Origin of the sequence: Brevibacterium antiquum CNRZ 918, assembly GCF_900169145.1 — a bacterium.
Classification (GTDB): Bacteria; Actinomycetota; Actinomycetes; order Actinomycetales; family Brevibacteriaceae; genus Brevibacterium; species Brevibacterium koreense.
Genome location: NZ_FXZD01000007.1, coordinates 38,634 through 56,868, shown reverse-complemented (window position 1 = coordinate 56,868; position 18,235 = coordinate 38,634). Strand labels below are relative to the sequence as shown.

21 protein-coding genes are annotated in these 18,235 nt (G+C 61.5%); 5 read left to right on the top strand and 16 right to left on the bottom strand.

Going from position 1 to position 18,235, the window contains the following annotated elements; translation table 11 throughout:
* Positions 1–97 precede the first annotated feature (97 nt).
* The 5 genes from BANT918_RS11060 to BANT918_RS11040 all read right to left on the bottom strand — a co-directional run bounded on the left by BANT918_RS11060 (position 98) and on the right by BANT918_RS11040 (position 3,261).
* Positions 98–1,090, bottom strand: a complete 993-nt coding sequence (locus BANT918_RS11060; RefSeq protein ID WP_101620296.1) for a DUF368 domain-containing protein — start codon at positions 1,088–1,090, stop codon at positions 98–100.
* Between the two features lie 72 nt (positions 1,091–1,162).
* The gene (locus BANT918_RS11055; RefSeq protein ID WP_101620295.1) at positions 1,163–1,681 is read right to left on the bottom strand and encodes a DinB family protein; all 519 of its coding nucleotides are present in this window, start codon (positions 1,679–1,681) and stop codon (positions 1,163–1,165) included.
* Positions 1,678–2,070, bottom strand: coding sequence for a VOC family protein (locus BANT918_RS11050; RefSeq protein ID WP_101620294.1), 393 nt, complete (start codon positions 2,068–2,070; stop codon positions 1,678–1,680). Before BANT918_RS11050 ends, BANT918_RS11055 begins: the two co-directional genes overlap by 4 nt.
* Positions 2,071–2,163: 93 nt before the next feature.
* Positions 2,164–2,997 (bottom strand): thioesterase family protein, encoded by an 834-nt coding sequence (locus tag BANT918_RS11045; RefSeq protein WP_101620293.1) that lies wholly within the window; start codon positions 2,995–2,997, stop codon positions 2,164–2,166.
* A gap of 36 nt (positions 2,998–3,033) precedes the next feature.
* Entirely contained in the window at positions 3,034–3,261 is a 228-nt protein-coding gene (locus BANT918_RS11040) for a hypothetical protein (protein ID WP_233430451.1), read from the bottom strand.
* Positions 3,262–3,297: 36 nt separating this feature from the next.
* On the opposite strand from BANT918_RS11040, the gene BANT918_RS18020 reads away from it, so the two are divergent.
* The gene (locus tag BANT918_RS18020; protein ID WP_324761571.1) at positions 3,298–4,278 is read left to right on the top strand and encodes a GNAT family N-acetyltransferase; all 981 of its coding nucleotides are present in this window, start codon (positions 3,298–3,300) and stop codon (positions 4,276–4,278) included.
* Positions 4,279–4,363: 85 nt separating this feature from the next.
* On the opposite strand, the gene BANT918_RS11025 is transcribed toward BANT918_RS18020, so the two are convergent.
* The 3 genes from BANT918_RS11025 to BANT918_RS11015 form a co-directional block, all read right to left on the bottom strand.
* On the bottom strand, positions 4,364–6,682 hold the full coding sequence (locus tag BANT918_RS11025) for an LPXTG cell wall anchor domain-containing protein (RefSeq protein WP_101620292.1): 2,319 nt from the start codon (positions 6,680–6,682) through the stop codon (positions 4,364–4,366).
* 271 nt (positions 6,683–6,953) lie between these two features.
* The gene (locus BANT918_RS11020; protein WP_167389450.1) at positions 6,954–7,838 is read right to left on the bottom strand and encodes an LPXTG cell wall anchor domain-containing protein; all 885 of its coding nucleotides are present in this window, start codon (positions 7,836–7,838) and stop codon (positions 6,954–6,956) included.
* Positions 7,795–8,868 carry a S1 family peptidase gene (locus tag BANT918_RS11015; RefSeq protein ID WP_101620290.1) on the bottom strand — a complete coding sequence of 358 codons (1,074 nt, stop codon included), beginning with the start codon at positions 8,866–8,868 and terminating at the stop codon, positions 7,795–7,797. Before BANT918_RS11015 ends, BANT918_RS11020 begins: the two co-directional genes overlap by 44 nt.
* A gap of 245 nt (positions 8,869–9,113) precedes the next feature.
* On the opposite strand from BANT918_RS11015, the gene BANT918_RS11010 reads away from it, so the two are divergent.
* From BANT918_RS11010 to BANT918_RS11000, 3 genes are read left to right on the top strand one after another with little or no spacing between them, the layout of a single operon-like run.
* The gene (locus BANT918_RS11010; RefSeq protein ID WP_101620289.1) at positions 9,114–9,578 is read left to right on the top strand and encodes an META domain-containing protein; all 465 of its coding nucleotides are present in this window, start codon (positions 9,114–9,116) and stop codon (positions 9,576–9,578) included.
* A complete protein-coding gene (locus tag BANT918_RS11005) occupies positions 9,575–9,895 on the top strand; it encodes an META domain-containing protein (RefSeq protein WP_101620288.1) in 321 nt (106 codons plus the stop codon). The genes BANT918_RS11010 and BANT918_RS11005 overlap by 4 nt, the downstream gene beginning before the upstream one ends.
* Positions 9,896–10,960 (top strand): DUF808 domain-containing protein, encoded by a 1,065-nt coding sequence (locus BANT918_RS11000; RefSeq protein WP_101620287.1) that lies wholly within the window; start codon positions 9,896–9,898, stop codon positions 10,958–10,960. It abuts the gene before it with no gap.
* Positions 10,961–11,025: 65 nt separating this feature from the next.
* Here the strand turns inward: BANT918_RS11000 and BANT918_RS10995 are convergent, their stop codons facing one another.
* The 7 genes from BANT918_RS10995 to BANT918_RS10965 form a co-directional block, all read right to left on the bottom strand.
* A complete protein-coding gene (locus BANT918_RS10995; RefSeq protein WP_101598422.1) occupies positions 11,026–11,886 on the bottom strand; it encodes an ABC transporter ATP-binding protein in 861 nt (286 codons plus the stop codon).
* On the bottom strand, positions 11,883–12,989 hold the full coding sequence (locus tag BANT918_RS10990; protein ID WP_101620286.1) for a FecCD family ABC transporter permease: 1,107 nt from the start codon (positions 12,987–12,989) through the stop codon (positions 11,883–11,885). The genes BANT918_RS10995 and BANT918_RS10990 overlap by 4 nt, the downstream gene beginning before the upstream one ends.
* Positions 12,986–14,053: an iron chelate uptake ABC transporter family permease subunit gene (locus tag BANT918_RS10985; RefSeq protein ID WP_208618089.1), complete on the bottom strand. Its 1,068-nt coding sequence runs from the start codon at positions 14,051–14,053 to the stop codon at positions 12,986–12,988. Before BANT918_RS10985 ends, BANT918_RS10990 begins: the two co-directional genes overlap by 4 nt.
* A gap of 85 nt (positions 14,054–14,138) precedes the next feature.
* On the bottom strand, positions 14,139–14,633 hold the full coding sequence (locus tag BANT918_RS10980; protein WP_101620285.1) for a SufE family protein: 495 nt from the start codon (positions 14,631–14,633) through the stop codon (positions 14,139–14,141).
* Positions 14,633–15,541, bottom strand: a complete 909-nt coding sequence (locus BANT918_RS10975) for a sulfurtransferase (RefSeq protein WP_208618088.1) — start codon at positions 15,539–15,541, stop codon at positions 14,633–14,635. Before BANT918_RS10975 ends, BANT918_RS10980 begins: the two co-directional genes overlap by 1 nt.
* Positions 15,542–15,673: 132 nt before the next feature.
* Positions 15,674–16,462, bottom strand: coding sequence for an alpha/beta fold hydrolase (locus BANT918_RS10970; RefSeq protein ID WP_101620284.1), 789 nt, complete (start codon positions 16,460–16,462; stop codon positions 15,674–15,676).
* A gap of 23 nt (positions 16,463–16,485) precedes the next feature.
* Complete coding sequence (locus BANT918_RS10965; protein WP_208618087.1) at positions 16,486–16,674, bottom strand: hypothetical protein; 189 nt, start codon at positions 16,672–16,674, stop codon at positions 16,486–16,488.
* A 61-nt stretch (positions 16,675–16,735) separates the two neighbouring features.
* Here BANT918_RS10965 and BANT918_RS10960 point away from each other — a divergent pair, with 61 nt between their 5' ends.
* Entirely contained in the window at positions 16,736–17,194 is a 459-nt protein-coding gene (locus BANT918_RS10960) for an NUDIX hydrolase (RefSeq protein ID WP_101620283.1), read from the top strand.
* Between the two features lie 32 nt (positions 17,195–17,226).
* Here BANT918_RS10960 and BANT918_RS10955 read toward each other — a convergent pair whose 3' ends face one another.
* Positions 17,227–18,186 carry an iron-siderophore ABC transporter substrate-binding protein gene (locus BANT918_RS10955; RefSeq protein WP_101620282.1) on the bottom strand — a complete coding sequence of 320 codons (960 nt, stop codon included), beginning with the start codon at positions 18,184–18,186 and terminating at the stop codon, positions 17,227–17,229.
* Positions 18,187–18,235 lie beyond the last annotated feature (49 nt).

Here is an 18,235-nt window from a genome sequence, read left to right as displayed (position 1 = left end):
ACACGAGAGGCTGCGGATCAGACCCAATCACAGCGTGCGCCGTTGCCCCACTCGTCCTCGATGGGCAGCTCGCGTATGGCCACCACGCACCGTGTTCTCACCGTCGTTGGTCTGAACGGCTCGGCTTGGGCTTGGACGCGAACTTCGATTCCACGACGATGAGGATGACGACGACAACCGCCCCGAGCAGTGCAAGGAGAATTGGACCCATCGTCGGATCGTAGGGGCCGACCAGGTCACCTGCGCCTTTGCCCTCTCCCTCGGCGGCTGCCTGCCACGGCCACAGCGCACGGAGGGAACCCAGCATCAGCCCCGCCATCACGAGGAGAGTCCACCACCGGTGGTTGCCAAGAAGGTAACGAAGGATGTTGACGAACACAGCCAGACCGAGCACGGCACCGAGTCCGAAGACCCCGAGATAGACGAAGTCACGGTCGCTGACGGCACCGAGAGTCGTTGAGTACAGGCCCACTGCCAGGAGAAGGAAGGATCCGGAGACTCCGGGCACGACGAGGGCACAGATCGCGACGGAAGCGGCGAAGAAGACTGCGATCAAGGGCGGGTTCTCAATGTTGGCTCCCCCTGCCAATCCCGTCATCCAGAACGCAAGTGCGGCGGGGATCGCAAGGGCGAGCACCCCTCCGATCACAGGCTGGCGTGCAGTGCGGCGTGGAAGCATCTGCAAGGGCACAGCGATGCTGGCGGCCACAAGCCCGAAGAACAGACCGCGGGAGAGTTCGGGATTGCTGGAGACGAACGATTCCATCACGCCGGCGATGGTAAGAACGGCAGTCGCCATGCCCAGCAGGGCAGGAATGATGAGAAACCAGTCGGTGCGGCGCAGCTCGCTGAGGGCCCCCTGGACCCGATTCGGCCCGGTGATAAGGGTCTTGGCCGCGCCGACGACGTGGGCGGCAGAGTCGATGAGCTGATCGTAGATTCCGGTGACCAGCGCGATCGTTCCCCCGGAGACGCCAGGGACGAGTTCGGCGCTGCCGATCAGGAATCCGCGCAGCAGATCCAGTGGGATCAAGGCCTTGGATCTGGCTGGGGACTGGGTCTCTGATGGCTCAGCTGTGCTGTTCGACATGATGGTTCAACCCTAAGTGAGGGATCTGGACGATCGCTACATGCCTGTGGCGTGTCCGGTGAGACGATGGCCTCAGTCGCCGACGGCCCCGTCGATGCTCTCGCGGATAAGGTCGGCATGGCCGACGTGTCGAGCATATTCCTCGATCAAGTGGATGAGGACCCACCGGACGTTGAATCGATCGCCCTGGGATGGTTTCCGTGCCGCAAGCGTGTCCAGGTCGGCGATTCCGGCCAAGATCTGCCGCGACTGCTCACATGCTTTGGCATGCAGGTCCAGGAGATAGTCGGGAGTGTCATCGGCTGCGCTCTCGAAGTCCCAGTCGGGCTGTGCAGTCCAGTCGACGGCAGACCACGGTTTCGGCAGTTCCTGACCGAGGATGTCTTCGACGAACCAGGCTTCTTCGACCAAGCTCAGGTGTTTGATGATGCCGCCCAAAGTCAGGCTGGATGTCGCGACAGTTCGGTTGAGGTCGCTCGATTCCAGCCCTTCGACCTTTCTGCGCACTACCGCGCGATAGTAGTCTAGGAACTCTTCGAGGCCCTGCCGTTCATGTGGTGCTTCCGTGGGGTCAGCCGGCGGGAGGCTCATGCGCCTGGCTCGCTCTCGTCTGTGGGTGCCTTGCGGCCGATGTCGAAGACGTTGCCTTCAGGATCCTTCAATGTGGTCCATTCGATGCCGAACTCAGCAAACGATGCCACCTTCTGGGCGCCCAAGGCCACGGCGAGTTCGACATCGGCAGGATAGTGCGGATCATCAAGGTCGATGTGCAGCGGGTTCTTGCCCTCGCCACGTTCTGCGACCTTGAGGAAGAGCATGCCCGGTGTCGGCGATTCAGCGTTGTGGACTCCGCCGATGCTGGCGACGAACTCGTTCGCACCCTCGTCGAGGTCGGCCCTGAGGAGTTCGGCCCAGAAAATCGATTGGGTTTCGACGTCTTTGCAGTCGAAGGTGATGCTCAGCGAGGACAGGGACGCCATGGCCGATGGTCCTTTCGTGGTGCTGTCGTCTTGAACTCAAACTCTAGACGCAAGACCTGACTCGAGGTCAGGAATACTGTCACATTGCAGGTCTCAGCCTCGTGGCTGCCGTGCCAGCTGCCGGGACTGGGCGACCAGCCGTCCCGCAGAGTCCCAGAGCTCGCAGTCCTCTTCGAACATGCCGCCGGCGATATTGCGCGTATACAACTTCACCTTGATCCAGCCCGGCGCTGGCACGGCGCGCAGATGAGCGGTGAGCTCCATCGTCGGAGCCCAGCCGAAGTGGCCGAGGTCGAACATCACCGGCGGGAAGGCATCGAGGAATGCCAGCAGCGACAGCGCATCTGGTTCGGTGCCGTCGGCCAACCTGATCCAGCCCTGCAACAGGCCACGGCCGCTGGGCCGCCCGGCTGCGAAGCCGGCAGTGTCGGGATCGAGCCTCATATCGTAGCGTTCGATCAAGGGAGCGGACTTCACGAAGTCTCCGGGCGCCTCGGCGACGTTGATGCACTGATCCGGTTCCGGCAGCTCGGGCGGGTTGGCCGTGGTTGCGACATCCTCGGGCAGACCTTCCAGGTTGCCCATCGTTGCCAGCGCGGTGATCTTCGGGGCGCCGTTCTGGGCCAAGTCCACGGCGAAGGTGGCACTGGACCGGCCTTCGCGGATCATGCGCGTGGTGATGTCTGCGACTCCTCCCTGACTGGGACCCACATAGTAGGTAGAGAGCACCAAGGGGTCGGGAGCGTTTGGGCTGTTGAGGCGCAGAGTCTGCGCGATGATGCCGAGGAGGTATCCCCCGTTCACCGCTCCGGCTACGCTCCATTCGCCGTCGACCTCGGCGGTGAAGGCGGATTCCGAGTGGCGTGTGACTGCAGTGGCGGATTCGAACTCACTCAGGCTCGATTCGTGCAGATTCGTTTGACTCATGTGACCCACATTACCAAGCACTGAACAATCGTCCGCTCAGTGGGGTCGCCTATTGTGGCGTTCGTTGCCTCGGCGATAGTTACCGGTCGCACGTGCCAGCAGCTGCTGGTCGGAGTCATGGCCGCAGCCGAGCTTTGGAATCAGGGCCGCCGCTTTCTGTCCGCCGAGTTCCATCACGGTTCGCCCGCCACGAACAATGATGAGCATGCCTGATTTCGTGATGCGATAGTCGAACGGATCACCGTCGAGGCTCAACGCCGTCACTCCCCTGTCCTGTTGCGTCCGGATAGTCTGGTGCCCATGAGCATTTCCCTGTCACGTCTCGATCCCAGTGGTGCCGATCGTCAGCATCTCATCAACTTCTTCACCAGCACCACGTTCCCCTTCCACGTGCACTCAGAGCAGTGGACTGTGGCCAAGGTCGAGGAACTGATTGATTCGGGCGCTTTTCGCAATGATGAAAACGAAGCATTCTGGCTCCGCCATGACACTTTGGGCGTCATTGGATATGTTCGCCTGGAAGATCTCGCCGATGACACACCTATGTTCGATCTGCGCTTGGCAACGGAGTTTCGCGGGAGGGGACTCGGCGTCGGGTGTTTGCGCGCCGTCACTGATCATGTGTTCATGACCATGGACGTCGATCGGTTCGAAGATCACACTCGCGACGACAATGTCGCTATGCGGTCCACCCTCATTCGTGCCGGCTGGTCGAAGGAGGCGCACTATCGACGAGCATGGCCCGTGAAGGGTCAGATGGCCAGGGACTCAGTCGCCTATGCCATTCTGCGCGAGGAATGGAAGACTGGGTCCTCGGTCGATGTCCATTGGCACGACCTCCCGATGTTCACACCTCAGGTCGGGGAAGACGTGGATTACACATCGAATTCTGTCCCTGAGGCCACGGAACTCGTCGATCTCTATCGTTCGGTGGGCTGGACGGCATATACACAGGACCCTGTCTCCCTCCACTCGAGTGTGCTGTCCTCTGCTCATGTCGTATCCGCCCGGCGTGATGGCCAGCCGATCGGCCTCGCACGTGTCGTCAGCGATTTCGGTTCGATCGTGTACCTGCAGGATGTCCTCGTCCACCCAGAGCACCATCGCCGAGGTGTCGGCCGGCAACTCGTCACCCGTGCCCTGATGCCGTTTGAGGGAGTGAGGCAGAAGGTTCTGCTCACCGATGCCGAGCCGGGGCAGAAGCAATTCTACGAATCGCTGGGATTCAGCGAAGCCTCCGCATCCGCCAAATCAGATATTCGCGCATTTGTGAAGCTCTGACCAAAAGAAGAGCACCCCTGGTCCAAAGACCAGGGGCGCTCGTGTGAACTCTCAGACGATCATTGGCTGATCGGGTGAGCTATGTTCAGTTCTTCTTGTTCCGACGCATGGTCAGAACAACTGCGGCTCCACCAACAACGAGGAGTCCGGCACCGGCAGCGAGGCCGGTCAGTTCAGCACCGGTGCGAGGCAGATCAGATCCACCGTCTCCACCGTCACCGTCGTCGCTTCCGCCGCCGTTGCCATCTTCATCGGCAACCACGCTGAACGAGCCGGCCAGTGCCTTCTCATCGTCCGTGTCGTTGTCTCCGGTCACCTGCACGTCGTACTTGCCCAGGTAGGCCGAAGGATCGGATGCGTTGGTTCCGTAGATCGAGAAGGCGGCGACGCCGTCCTCGTTCGCGGTCTCATCGAGCGTGATGCCCTCAACGTTTTCCGGCCCGGCAACAACCTCGAGAGAGACATTTTCGCCCTCGTCGAAGCCCTTGACGGTGATCGCCACACCCTTGTCCTTCTTCACGAAGTCAGAAGCAGCAACTTCCTTGGGGGAGATGCTGATCGCACGCTCGGCCGGAGCCTCGCCGTCCTTCGATCCGTCGGAGTCAGCGTTGGACTCTGCGTCCTTTGCGTCTGCGTCCGCACCGGCGTTGGAGTCGTTGCCATCGGCGTCAGCTTTAGCGTTTGCGTCTTCGCCGTTGGCGGCCGAGTCGTCGTCAGCTTCTGCTTCATCACCATCGGCGGCATCTGCAGCGTCGTCGGCCTCTTCAACAACCACAGTGAACGAAGTTGCCTTCGAAGTGCCGGCCTCGGTGGTGGCTGTAGCAGTGTAGTCGTACGTGCCGGCTTCTGCCGGTGCTTCTGCCGTGAAGTTGCCCTCGGCGTCAGCAGTGACTGTCACAGAACCATTTGCTGCGGCCTGGGTCTTGACAGCGGACTGGTTGTCAGTTGCTGGCTTCCAGTTCAACTCGACCTTCGCATTGGCCACCGTCTTACCAGTGATCTGTCCGCCTTCGTCAACCTTCTGGTCTTCGACGACTGGTGCTTCAGGTACTTCCGGAACGTCAGCAGCCTTGACCGTCAGCTTGAATGCAGCGGCCTCAGAGCTCTGACCGTCGACGGTCGCAACTGCTTTAGCATCATAGGAGCCTTCTGCCGAGGGCCCTTCAACGGAGAATTTACCGTCGGCATCGGCCTTGACAGTAGCTTTACCGTCTGCAGCACCGGTCCAGGAAACCTTGACTTCAGCATTTGCGACGGTCTTGCCTGTCACGTTGCCCTTGGGCTCGATGGTCTGATCTACGACTGCCGGAGCGGCCGGAGCTTCAGGTGTCTCGTTGGGGTCTTCGAACGTGAAACTCTCGCCCGACTTTTCGATCGAGTTGTCGAGGTCAGCAACCCATGACCACCCGCCTGCTTCTGGTCCACCCGAGATGACGCCGACTGCGGTGTCACCCTGATAGACAGCACCGCCGGAATCGCCATGGTCAGAGAATCGTTTTGCACCGTCGGTCACTTCGAAACCGTGAACTGCGCGGCCACCGATGTTCGCATACTCGAGCGCTTCGGGGTCATCCAGGACTGTTCCTTCTGTGACACCGGTCGTACGTCCCGATTTGTGGATGGTCGCGCCAGGCGTTTCGGTACCAACCTGCGCCATCTCCGTCGTGCTCTGTGACAGGTCGTCAGACGTGGCAGTGGTCCAGTCGGTTACTTCTGCCTTGCTGGTGAAACCGGCTGCAACCTTAATGACAGCGAAATCGATCGCTTTGTCTTCGTCAACGACTTGACCGTCGACCATATCAGAGCCGTACTGGTGGAATCCCCATGTACCCGGGGCTCCCGTGCCTGCCGGCTGGAAGCCCTCTCCGCCGGCTGCTTCGGCGTCGGATGGCTTCTCAAGTTCGAGGATCTTGTCCTCGGCGCCAGTTGTGGCATCTACTGCGCAGTGGCCAGCGGTCAGCACTACCTGGTTGCCGGAGGAATCCCAACCAGCGAATCCGGTCGAGCAGGCGCTAATCAGTCTCTCGTCCGAGGGAACACTCAGCAGATAGCCAGCCCCACCGACGAGGTCCTTAGCGTCCTGAGGCTGAGCTTCAGCGAATTTTGGATCTACGATGACTTCGACGTTGTCGTATTTCGACGCGAGTTCCTTGACCTTGTCTGTCTTTTCCGACACTCCCAACACCAGGGTGTCACCCTCTACGCCGAAGCGGCCGACTTCAGAAGCCAACTCGCCGTTCTTGTCCGCGAGGTTCTTGTGCACCGCGGTCTGCAGTGCGGTATCGGTCTTAACATTCAGGTCTGGCTTGTCGGCGGCAGCTGGACCAGCGACAAACGCACCGCCCAATCCCAGCGCCGCTGCGGCGGTCAGTGCCAGCGAACTCTGCACGAATTTCTTCTGCATACGTTTCCGTTTCTCTTATCAGGAGGTTGCAATATCACAACTTGATGACCTTGGTCACGGTAAGGTTACGGGCTACGTACAGCGACTACCAAGAATTTACCCTTCACACTGTGAACTAAATGAACGAAACAACCGCGTTGCTGAACTAATTCGCGCAGGAGGCCGAGGAGGTTCTAGCGCCCACCCACCGATACAGAGCGCCCCTGGTCCGACGACCAGGGGCGCTCGTGTGAACTCTCAGACGATCATTGGCTGATCGGGTGAGCTATGTTCAGTTCTTCTTGTTCCGACGCATGGTCAGAACAACTGCGGCTCCACCAACAACGAGGAGTCCGGCACCGGCAGCGAGGCCGGTCAGTTCAGCACCGGTGCGAGGCAGATCAGATCCACCGTCACCATTGCCGTCGTCATCCTTGTTGCCATTGTCGCCGTCATCGCCGCCGTCGTTACCGCCGCCGTTGCCCTCTTCGTCTTCGACAACGGTGAACGAGCCTGCAAGAGCCTTCTCGTCATCCGTGTCGTTGGCTCCGGTGACGTTCAAGTCGTACTTGCCGAGGTAGACTGAAGGATCGGTTTCGCTCGTGCCGTAGATCGAGAAGGCAGCTGCACCGTTCTCGTTCGCGGTCTCGTCGAGAGTGATGCCTTCAACGTTTTCAGGACCGGAAGCGACCTTCAGTGTCACTTTCTCGCCTTCGTCGAATCTCTTGACCGTGACAGTCACGCCCTTGTCTTCCTTCACGAAGTCGGAAGCAACGATTTCCTTGGGGTCAACGTTGATCTCGCGCTCGGCAGGAGCAGGAGTCTCGGTCTCTTCCTTCTCTACAGTCACATCGAACTCGGTGGTCTTGGATTCCTGACCATCAACTGTGGCGGTAGCGGAGAAGTTGTATGAGCCTTCAGCCTTCGGGCCCTCGACCTCGAAGTTGCCCTCCTTGTCGGCCTTGACCGTCTCGGAATCGTCTCCGGCTGCCTGGGTGCCCTGAGCAGCTTCCCACTTGACCTCAACCTTGGCGCCAGCCTCAGCCTTGCCGATCACATCGCCCTTGGGCTCGATGGTCTGGTCCTTGGCCTTTGGCGCCGACGGAGCCTCTGGGGTCTCCTCGCCTGGCTTCTCAAGGTTGAAAGTCCACCCCCGACTGCGCCAGAGAGTTGTCAAGGTCGGCAACCCAACCGAACTGACGGTTGGAACCATCGTCCAGCGGCCCGCCACCAGAGATGACACCAACAGCGGTGTCGCCCTGGAAGACGGCGCCACCGGAATCGCCCGGAGCGGAGAACGGATCAGACCCAGGGGAAGTCACGCCGAATCCGTGGACCCAGTATCCGCCGACATTCGCGTAGTCGAACTTGTCGTTGTACTCGGAGTCGACCTCGCCTTCGGTCAGGCCGGTCGTGCGGCCCGACTTCTGGACGGTACCGTCTTTGTGCGCGCCGACCTTGGTGATATCGGTTTCGAGGCTCGAAGACAGATCGTTCGAGTCGGCGCTAGTCCAGTCGGTGACACCGTTCTTGGCGGCGTACTTCGACTCGTCGACCTTGATGACCGCGAAGTCAATATCGCTGTCCTTGGCCGTATCCGGGCTCTCAGTGCCATCGAGCAGATCCCCGCTGCCATAGCTGTGGAAGCCCCACTCGCCGAGAACGCCGCTGTCGGAGCGCTGGAAGCCATCTCCGCCATTGGCAGGAGCGCTCTTGGGCTCCTCGGTCTCATCGACAGTGCTGTCTCCGGTGATCTCGCCAGATTCTTCAATGATCTTCGAGCAGTGACCAGCGGTCAGGACGACCGGGTTCCCGTCTCCATCCCAGCCGGAGAATCCGGTCGAGCAGGCGCCAGCACCCTCACCGACGGTTGCCAGGTAACCCGCACCGCCGACGACATCGTTCTTGGCATGGCGCTTGAGTTCTTTGACGCCGTCGGTGACGTTGATGTTCTCGTATTTCTTTTCGAGATCCTTGATCTCGGATGTCTTCTTCTCGACACCGATGTTGAGCTGACCGCCCTTAGCGCCGTAGGCGTTGACGCCCTCGACGTCTGACAGTGCCTTCTGCACCTGGGCATCGCTCTGCACATCGAGCTTCTGCGAGCCGTTGTCGGCCATTGCAGGGGATGCGACGAACGCACTGCCGAGACTGAGCGCCGCGGCGGCGGTCAGTGCCAGCGAACTCTGCACGAGTTTCTTCTGCATACTCTTGGGTTCCCTTGATCGGATCTTCTGTTGCTGTCGCCTGTGCCCTCTTCGTCCAGCACGTCAATGATTGCGCGGATATATCTGAGAACAGTCTTTCAACCACATGAAAGATTACGGTTTGGCAACGATCGGAAGCAACCACAATGCATGTTGATCGTGAACACAACGTACAAAACCTGAACTGGCAGGCGGTATGCCGCGTTCTCCATGAAGCGCTCAAGGCTGGCCGTTATGATCGGTGCATGCTCAACCTCACTGACAACAGACCTTCAGCTACGTTCAGACGGGTAATCGGAGTTGCTGTTCTTGGCCTCGTCCTACCCCTGGCGGCGTGTGGGACAGGTTCCGAACCCAGCGAACCAGCCAGCTCCGCCCCCACGGAATCCAGCACTCCCTCGGATTCGGCGGACTCTGCTGGCCTTGATCCCACCGGCAAATGGGCCTCCCCTGAAGCTGGGGACCCGTTCCTCGAATTCTCCGAAGACGGACAGGTCAAGGGATCCGACGGCTGCAATCGGATCCAGACGACGTGGGAAGTCGACGGGGACAAAGTCCTCATCACCTCGTTCACCACGACCCAGAAAGCATGTGCGGGAGTGGACCCATGGCTGTCCAAAGCATCATCGGCAACCATCGAAGGTGATGTCATGAAAATCGCCGACTCCAGCGGGAAGGTCGTCGGCGGACTGGAGAAAGAGGACAAATGACTCATTCAGTCAACGCCAAGTGGATCAGCACAAAAGACGGGTCCTCAGCGTTCCTCCAGTTTGACGAGGATGGAACGTTGACCGGCAGCGATGGCGGAAATCGAATCTCAACCACGTGGGGTGCTGAAGGTCCAGGAGCGGTCATCAAACCCTTCGCCACCACGCAGCGCGCCGTCATGGGCATGGAGGCCTGGGTAGGGCGGGTCCACCGCGCTGAGGCCGACGGTGACGTACTCACCGTCTTCGACCACGGCGGCAACCACATCGGCGAGCTGGTCAGGGATAACAGTTCGGTCGAACCCGACGAAGGACGATAAATGGCCGGCGGTCTGTTCGCACTCCTCGATGATGTGGCGGCACTCGTCAAACTCTCGGCGGCCAGCCTCGATGATGTCGCCGCCGGCGCATCTCGGGCAGGAGTCAAAGCCGCAGGTGTCGTCGTCGACGATGCCGCAGTGACCCCCAAATTCGTTGAGGGGGTCGACCCGAAGCGGGAACTGCCGATCATCAAACGCATCGCCTTGGGTTCGCTGATCAATAAGATCCTCATCATCCTGCCGATCATCCTTTTACTCAGCGAATTCCTCCCGTGGCTGCTGACTCCGCTGCTGATGGTCGGTGGCACCTATCTGTGCTTCGAGGGTGCGGAGAAGATCTTCGAGAAGTTCGGGTGGGTCGAACACCACGAAGAGCCGAAGAAGGAGTCCAAGCACGGCAAAAAGAATGACGGCGACGCTGAGAAGAAGATCGTCCGCTCGGCCATCACCACTGACTTCGTACTCAGCTGCGAAATCATGGTCATCGCCCTCAACGAGGTGACCAGTGAGGCCCTGCTCCCCCGGGCCATGATCCTGGTCATCGTGGCCCTGGCCATCACGGTCGGTGTCTACGGTTCTGTGGCCCTCATCGTGAAGATGGACGACATCGGCCTGCACATGGCACAGGAGGAGAAGCCGGGCACACAGAAGTTCGGCCGGTTCCTCGTCCAGGCGATGCCCAAACTCCTCGGTGGGCTATCAGTCATCGGCACTTTCGCCATGCTCTGGGTCGGCGGACACATCATCCTCATCGGCACAGACGAACTCGGCCTCCATATTCTCTACGACTTCGTCCACCACCTCGAAGCGCCCATAGCTATGATCGCCGGCGTCGGAGGATTCCTCGGCTGGCTGGTCAACACATTCTTCTCGCTCATCCTCGGCGCCATCTGGGGAGGGATCGTGGCAGGAATCGCCATCGGCATCACAGCACTGATGAAGTCCGGGGACAAAAACGACGAAGAAACTACGGACCGGAGCAAGGAATCAAACGAAAGGAAGGCGCCCGCAGGCGCAGACGAGAACGCTGAATCAGGCACTGCCGAGGACGCCACAGACAGGTAGAGGATTCGGGGAGAACTGAGTTCGACTCCTTCAGTTCTTCATATAGTTGCCGCGCTGTTGCCGGCTCAGCGATCAGCGAAGGTCTTCTTCGGCTTACCGGGAACAATCATGGGTGCGCCGGTGACGGGGTCGTCGATGACGGTGCAGTCGATGCCGAATACCTGGTGAACCAGCTCGGTCGTGATGATCTCGGCCGGTGCACCCTGGGCGACGATCGCGCCGTTCTTCATCGCGATGATCTCATCGGCGTATCGGCAGGCCTGGTTGAGGTCGTGGAGGACTGCGACAAGGGTGTGGCCGTGTTCGTGATTGAGCTGGGCGAACAGATCAAGCAGGTCGATCTGGAAGGCCAGGTCCAGGAACGTCGTGGGTTCGTCAAGGAGCATCAGCGGCGTCTCCTGCGCCAGCACCATCGCCACCCAGACCCGTTGCCGCTGACCTCCGGAGAGCTCATCGACCTGACGAGAGGACAGCACTTCGGTGTTCGTTGCACGCAGCGCCGAGAGCACTGCGACCTCATCTTCGTCAGTCCACTGCTTGAGGAACGACTGGTGCGGGTGACGTCCGCGAGCCACGAGTTCACCTACGGTGATGCCGTCGGGGGCGATCGAGGTCTGCGGGAGCAGTCCCAAGCGTTTGGCGATCTGCTTCGTCTTCAGCTTTGCGATGTTTCCGCCGTCGAGGAGCACCGTGCCCTTCGCCGGACTCATCAATCTGGCCAGTGCCCTCAGCAGCGTCGACTTCCCGCAGGCATTGGGGCCGACGATGACGGTGAACTTGCCCGGTGCGATCTCCACATCGAGGTCGGCGATGACGTGCCGATGGTCGTAGGCGAGATCGAGATCGCGCGCCGCCAGCGGTGCCGTGACCGGCCCCGCCTTATCCGTCGTGTCAGTCGTGTCCGTTGTGCCAGGTGAGATGCTCATTGTGCCTTCCGAGCTTCTTGGATGAGGAGCCAGATCAGGTAGATGCCGCCGATGCACACGGTGACGACTCCGACGGGAAGTTGGGTCTCGCCCAGGGCGTGCTGGGCGATGAGGTCCGCGGCCACGAGCAGGAGCGCTCCGACTGCCGCCGCAGACAGCAGGCTGGTGCCCTGGGATCTCGCGATTCTGCGCCCGATCTGCGGGGCGGCAAGGGCGACGAAGGCGATCGGTCCCGCGGCCGCCGTGACGACGGCGACGAGAGCCACGGCCACCAGGAGGAGACCGGCACGAACGGGTTCATTGCGGACACCGAGTGCCTTAGCGGTGTCATCGCCGAGTTCCAGGGTCCCCAGGCCGCGCGAGAAGAGACCACATCCCAGGGCAAGGAGCACAGTGCCGATGGCGGCCGGCAGGAAGGTCGACCACCCCATGCCGTTGAGTGTTCCAGCTCCCCAGGTGGCTGCTGCCATCGCGAGGTCGAGATCGGCGCGCAGAATCAGCCAGGTGTTGAAGGCGTTCAGCATGGCAGTCAGCGCGATGCCGACGATGATGAGCCGGAAGCCTTGGACGCCGCCCTTCCACGTCAGGAGGTAGACCACGATGGCGGTGAGGAGGCCGCCGATGATCGCTCCGAAGGCGGTGGAGATGAAGCTGGAGCCGAAGACGATGATGGTGAGGATGCCGCCGGTGTAGGCACCGGTGGAGAAACCGATGATGTCGGGGCTGCCCAGAGGGTTGCGGGTCAGGGACTGGAACACCGCGCCCGAGACTCCCAGGCCCGCCCCAAGGACGATTCCAGCGATGATGCGCGGTGCCCGCCATTGTCCGACGACGGTGTTGACGATGCTTTTGTCGGCCTGGCCGAACAGTCCTTGGAAGACCTCGCTGGGAGTCAGCGAGAACTCTCCGAGCAGCAGTCCCAAGAACCCGCAGCCCAGGGCCAGAAGCGTGACGATGCCGGCTGTGACCACGACGCGCAGATCGATGCGGAAGCCGAAGGCTCGCAGCATAGGGCGACCGAAGTTGATCCGCTCCCCCGGCAGGGCGCGGCGTCCTGGAACGAATTCAGTGGCGCCACGAAGCGGTGAGTTCGACGATTTCACAGTCCGCTCGCCTTCTTTCTGCGAACCAGGGCGATGAGCACCGGTGCCCCGACGAAGGCGGTGACGACGCCGACCTGAAGTTCGCCCGGTTTCATCACCACACGCCCGAGCACATCGGAGATGAGAAGCAGGATGGGCGAAAGAATCACCGAATAGGTCAGTATCCATCTCTGATCGGGTCCGACGATCCAGCGGGCGATATGGGGAATCATCAGTCCGATGAAGCCGATCGGGCCGGCGGCAGCGGTGGCGCCACCGGCCAGGAGGGTGACCGCGAGAATGGTGATGATGCGGGTGCGATTGACCGAGGTGCCCAGGCTGGCAGCCAGATCGTCGCCCAGTGCCACCGCGTTGAGCGAGTGGGCCAGGAACAATGCCAGGACGATGCCGACGATGATGAATGGGGCGACCGCGTAGATCGTATCGAAGCCGCGACCGGCAATGGCTCCGACGTCCCATGCCCGGAAGGCGTCGAAGGCTCTTTCGTTCGTGAGCAGGATTCCCTTGGTCAGTCCCGTCAGGACCGCGGCGACCGCGACTCCCGCCAAGGTCAGGCGGATCGGGTCGACGCTGTGGTTCCGACCGGAGGAGCCGATGATGTACACGCCGGTCGTGGCCACGAGGGCACCGAGGAAGGCGAACCAGATGTAGCCGTTGATCGACGTGATTCCGAAGAACCCGACGCCGATGGCCACCGCGAAGGAGGCTCCGGCGTTGACGCCGAGGATGCCCGGATCGGCAAGAGGGTTGCGAGTCAGCGCCTGGATGAGACCACCGGCCAAGCCCAGTCCCATGCCGACGAGGATGCCGAGCACGGTCCGGGGCAGACGCAGTTCCAATACGACCAATTGGTCGTCGCTGCCGCTGGGATCGAAGAACGCTCCGAGGACCTCCGAGACCGGCGTGTCTCGGGTGCCGATGGCCAATGACGCCAGCACCACGACAACCAATGCAAGAATCGCCACGACGAGCCCGACGGCTCTTTTGACTTTCAGTGCCCGGCTCGCCTTCTGACCGCTCACCTCAGACGGATTCGCCGAGGCGGTGGTGGCGAGACCGGTCATCGGAGGGTTCCTTAGCATCGACTAATTAAGGGCAGGCTAACCACAATCTAGTCGAAAACTTCGGCTCATCCAAACGATTTCCCGATCACTGGCCTGTGATCTTGCCGATCCTCTCGGAGACCTGACGCTGGATCCGGGAGAGCATTCCGCTCATCCCCCGCAGACGCAGGGGGCTGACCAACTCGGTCATCGACAGGCGCAGAGGCAGGTCGGCGGGGATGGACAGGACCACCTCGGCGGTCTGGCCGTTGAGCCCTTCGTGGAGAATCCCGGCGAAGCCACGCGTCGTCGGCGCCTCGGGAGGCGCAGAGAAGTGCAGCGTCACGACCGCCTGCTCCCCCTGCTCGGGATTCTCAACCTCGGTGACGAGGAAGATCGGCGACTGGCATTCGGGCACCGGCTCGAGCAGCTCGGGGTGATCACTGTAGCGCGGTGGCAGCTCGGGCAGCTCGGTTGCGAGTTCGAGCAGCAGCTGCAGTCGGTCGCTGGATTCTGTTTCCGCGAAGTCCGCAACGATCTCCCGCAGGCTCTCCGGCAGGTCCGAGTTCTCGGGTTCGGATGCGTGTGTGTCAGCAGTCATCACCGGCTGGGCACCTCCCCTGGTTCGGTCCCCTTCGTGATGGGAACACCGACGACGTTGCCCCATTCGGTCCAGGAACCGTCGTAGTTGCGGACGTTGCTGTAGCCGAGCAGGTGCTGGAGGACGAACCAGGTGTGGCTGGAGCGTTCGCCGATGCGGCAGTAGGCGATGACTTCGTCGGCGGTGCCGAGCCCGGCTTCATCGGTGTAGATGGCCTTGAGCTCTTCTGCCGATTTGAAGGTGCCATCCTCGTTTGCGGCCCTCGCCCAGGGCACCGAGGCTGCGCTGGGGATGTGTCCGCCGCGCAGTGCACCCTCTTCGGGGTAGGAGGGCATGTGGGTGCGCTCTCCGCTGTATTCCTCGGGGCTGCGCACGTCGATGAGGGGACGCTTGCCCAGGCTGTCTCTGACCTCGGGCAGGAAGGCCCGCAGGGTTGTGTCATCACGGTCGATGACCGGGTATTCGGTCGGTTCGGGACGTGGCTTCTCCGTGGTCAGTTCGCGTTCTTCGGCCTGCCACTTGGCACGCCCGCCGTCCATGAGACGGACGTCTTCGTGGCCGAACAGCGAGAAGACCCACAGCGCGTAGGCAGCCCACCAGTTTGATTTGTCGCCGTAGAAGACGATCGTGTCATCACGTGAGATGCCCTTGGCGGACATGAGCGCGGCGAAGCCTTCACCGTCGACATAGTCGCGGGTCACGGTGTCATTGAGTTCGGTGTGCCAGTCGATTTTCACCGCGCCGGGGATGTGCCCGGTCTCATAGAGGAGGACATCCTCATCGCTTTCGACGATGACCAGTCCGGGTTCACCGGTGTGCTTGGCCACCCACTCGGTGCTGACCAGTCGTGATCCGTCTGCGTATTCGGCGAATTTGGCCGTGGAATCGGCTGGGATCGCTGTGCTCACTCGTTCCTCCTCGTGAAGATTGTGATGATGTGGCTCATTGGCTCTCTGTGTGGCTCAACGCCACTTCCCACCAGCATATTCCTCTTCAGCCGTGTGCCGACCCGGGGGTGGGCGCAGGTGAGGTCGGGGGTGTCATCGGCGCGCGAAGAACGCCTGCAGGGAGGAGATGAACGTCTGCGGCTGCTCGGAGTGGACCCAGTGGCCCGATCCCTTGATGGTGAGCAGAGATGCGCGGGGGAAGAGGGAACGCATGAGGGGCAGGTCGTCGCGGGAGACGTAGTCCGATGTCTCACCGGCGATCCACAGCACGGGACCGTCGAAGGTCGCCTCCCCAGTCTCGGGGAAGTCCCCGATCGCGGGCAGACTCTCATGGAGCAGGGTGAGGTTGGGCTGCCAGGCGTACCCCGCCGAGGTGGTGCGCAGGTTCTGCAGCAGGAATCCCCTGATCGTGTCCTCGGGGATCTTCTCCTGCAGGGCTTCGTCCGCAGCGGTGCGCGAATCGATCTCGTCGAGATCGAGTTCGGCCAGGCTCGAGAGCAGATGTTCGAACACTCCGAGGGAGCCGCCAACAGTGGGAGCGATGTCGACGACGACGAGGTGGTCGATGAGTTCCGGATGGCGCAGGGCCAGGATCATGGCGACCTTGCCGCCCAGGGAATGCCCCACCAGGTGCACGGGCAGGTCATCGGGATCGGTCACCTCGGCGATCATCGCGGCCACGGAGTCGGCCATGTCCACATAGCTGAACTCCTCGGTCCATCCCGAATCACCATGGTTGGGCAGGTCGACGAGCAGGCTCGAGTAGTCGGGCTCGAGGGCCTTGGCGATGGAGGTGAAATTCTTGCCACGGCCGAAGAGGCCGTGGAGGAACACGATGCGCTCACCGGTGCTGCCGATGAGTCTGCTGGCGATCTCAGTCACGCCACCAGCCTACCCGGGACGTCTCAGCGGGTCATCTGCTGCCCGGTGTCGGTGATCAGGGCGGGATCGATCGCGTCTCGCACCCAGTGGGTGGGTTCGGTGTCGCGGTGTCGGGTGGGATCACGCAGCACAGCGACGATCGCGTGGATGGGGGTGTCAAGCATGCGTGTGCAGATGATGCGTTCGTTGGGGAATTTCGCCGCTGCAGGCATGTGACCAGCCTATTCACCCCATTTCGGCGTGGGAAGAGATACTCACAGGTAGGCTGAGTCCATGCACTTCTCCGATTACGACACACGACTGGCCGGGTACGCGGTGATCGTCAACCAGGACCGGGAAATCCTTCTCAGCTGGTTCAACGGCGGCAAAGAACCGGCCCATGCGCTGTGGACTCTGCCCGGCGGTGGAATCGAGTTCCATGAGAGCATCGAGGCCGGCACGATCCGCGAGATCAAAGAGGAGACGGGCTTCGACGCCGAGCTGGTGCGCCCGCTCACGACTCACACATTCACGGAGCACCGCAGCAATTCCTCCCGTCGCAGGTCAGCCTCACGTCCGTTCAAGGGAGTTCGGATCGTCTATGAGGCTCGCGTCACCGCCGGCACGCTGGGGACTCTTGAGGTCGACGGCACCACGGACCGGGCCGAATGGCTGGCCATCGATTCGCTGGCAGGCGTGCGGCACGCCCGCATCATCGATATCGGCCTTGGTGCGTGGCGTGCCGCAATGTGAGAGCATCGACGGCCGGTTGAGTGCCCGCCCCTCTATTTGAGTGCGTCTGCGACGAGCTCGGGCATCTTGTCTGCCGCGTACGAGGCGGAGAGCACCGAGTTGAGTGAGAATGCCTGTCGAACGTCGTTGAGGTCCTCGGTCAGCACCAGGGCATGCCCATCCTCGACCGCCGGGATCCGCTTGAAGGCAGCATCCTTGGTGATATCAGTGTCGGGGATGTAGATCGGGAAGGCCACGAGCAGGTCCGCGTCGAGATCGTCGAGCTTCTCCTCGGACACGGTGGCGGTGAAGCCCTCGGGTTTGAGGGCCGCGACATTCTTCGACTGTATGAATCCGAGCTTTTCCATGAACTGCACGCGTTCGGAACCTTCGACATAGGCTCCCCAGCCTTCTGAGGTCTTCGCGGCCACGCTCACGGATTTCCCGTCGAACTCCGGATGGGCCCCACGGACGGCGTCAAATTTCTCGTCGAGATCCTTCAGCACCTTCTTGCCTTCGTCTTCTCTGCCCAAAGCCTGGGAGACGAGGTCGACCTGCTGATCCATTGTCGTCAGGTAGTTGTCTCCACCTTCAGGTGCCCCCACCGTCGGGGCGATCTCTGAGAGGCGGTCATAGCGCTTCTGCTCACCGGAGCTCTTCGTGTCGAGGATGAGGTCGGGTTCGAGAGCCGCGATCTTTTCGAAATCGGGTTCCATCGTCGCGATGATCTCCGGTGCCTGGTCGTAGAGGTCCTGGGCCCAGGGGCCAACACCCTTGCCGCCGAACTCCACCCAGTCGGAGGCCCCGACCGGCTGCACACCGAGGGCCAGGGCGGTTTCGGCATCTCCCCACCCCAGGGCCACGACCTTCTGCGGGTCCTGCGGGACCTCGACTGAACCGAATTTGGTGTCGACAACGGCGCCGGAAACCGCTTCTTCTTCACCACCGCCACTGCCACCACAGGCGGCGAGCAGGAGTACGGAGGCGAGCATGGGGGCGAGAATTCTGCGCATGTGATCCTTCTTCGTGAGTTAGGCAAGCCTAGCTTAACGTATGCGCAGG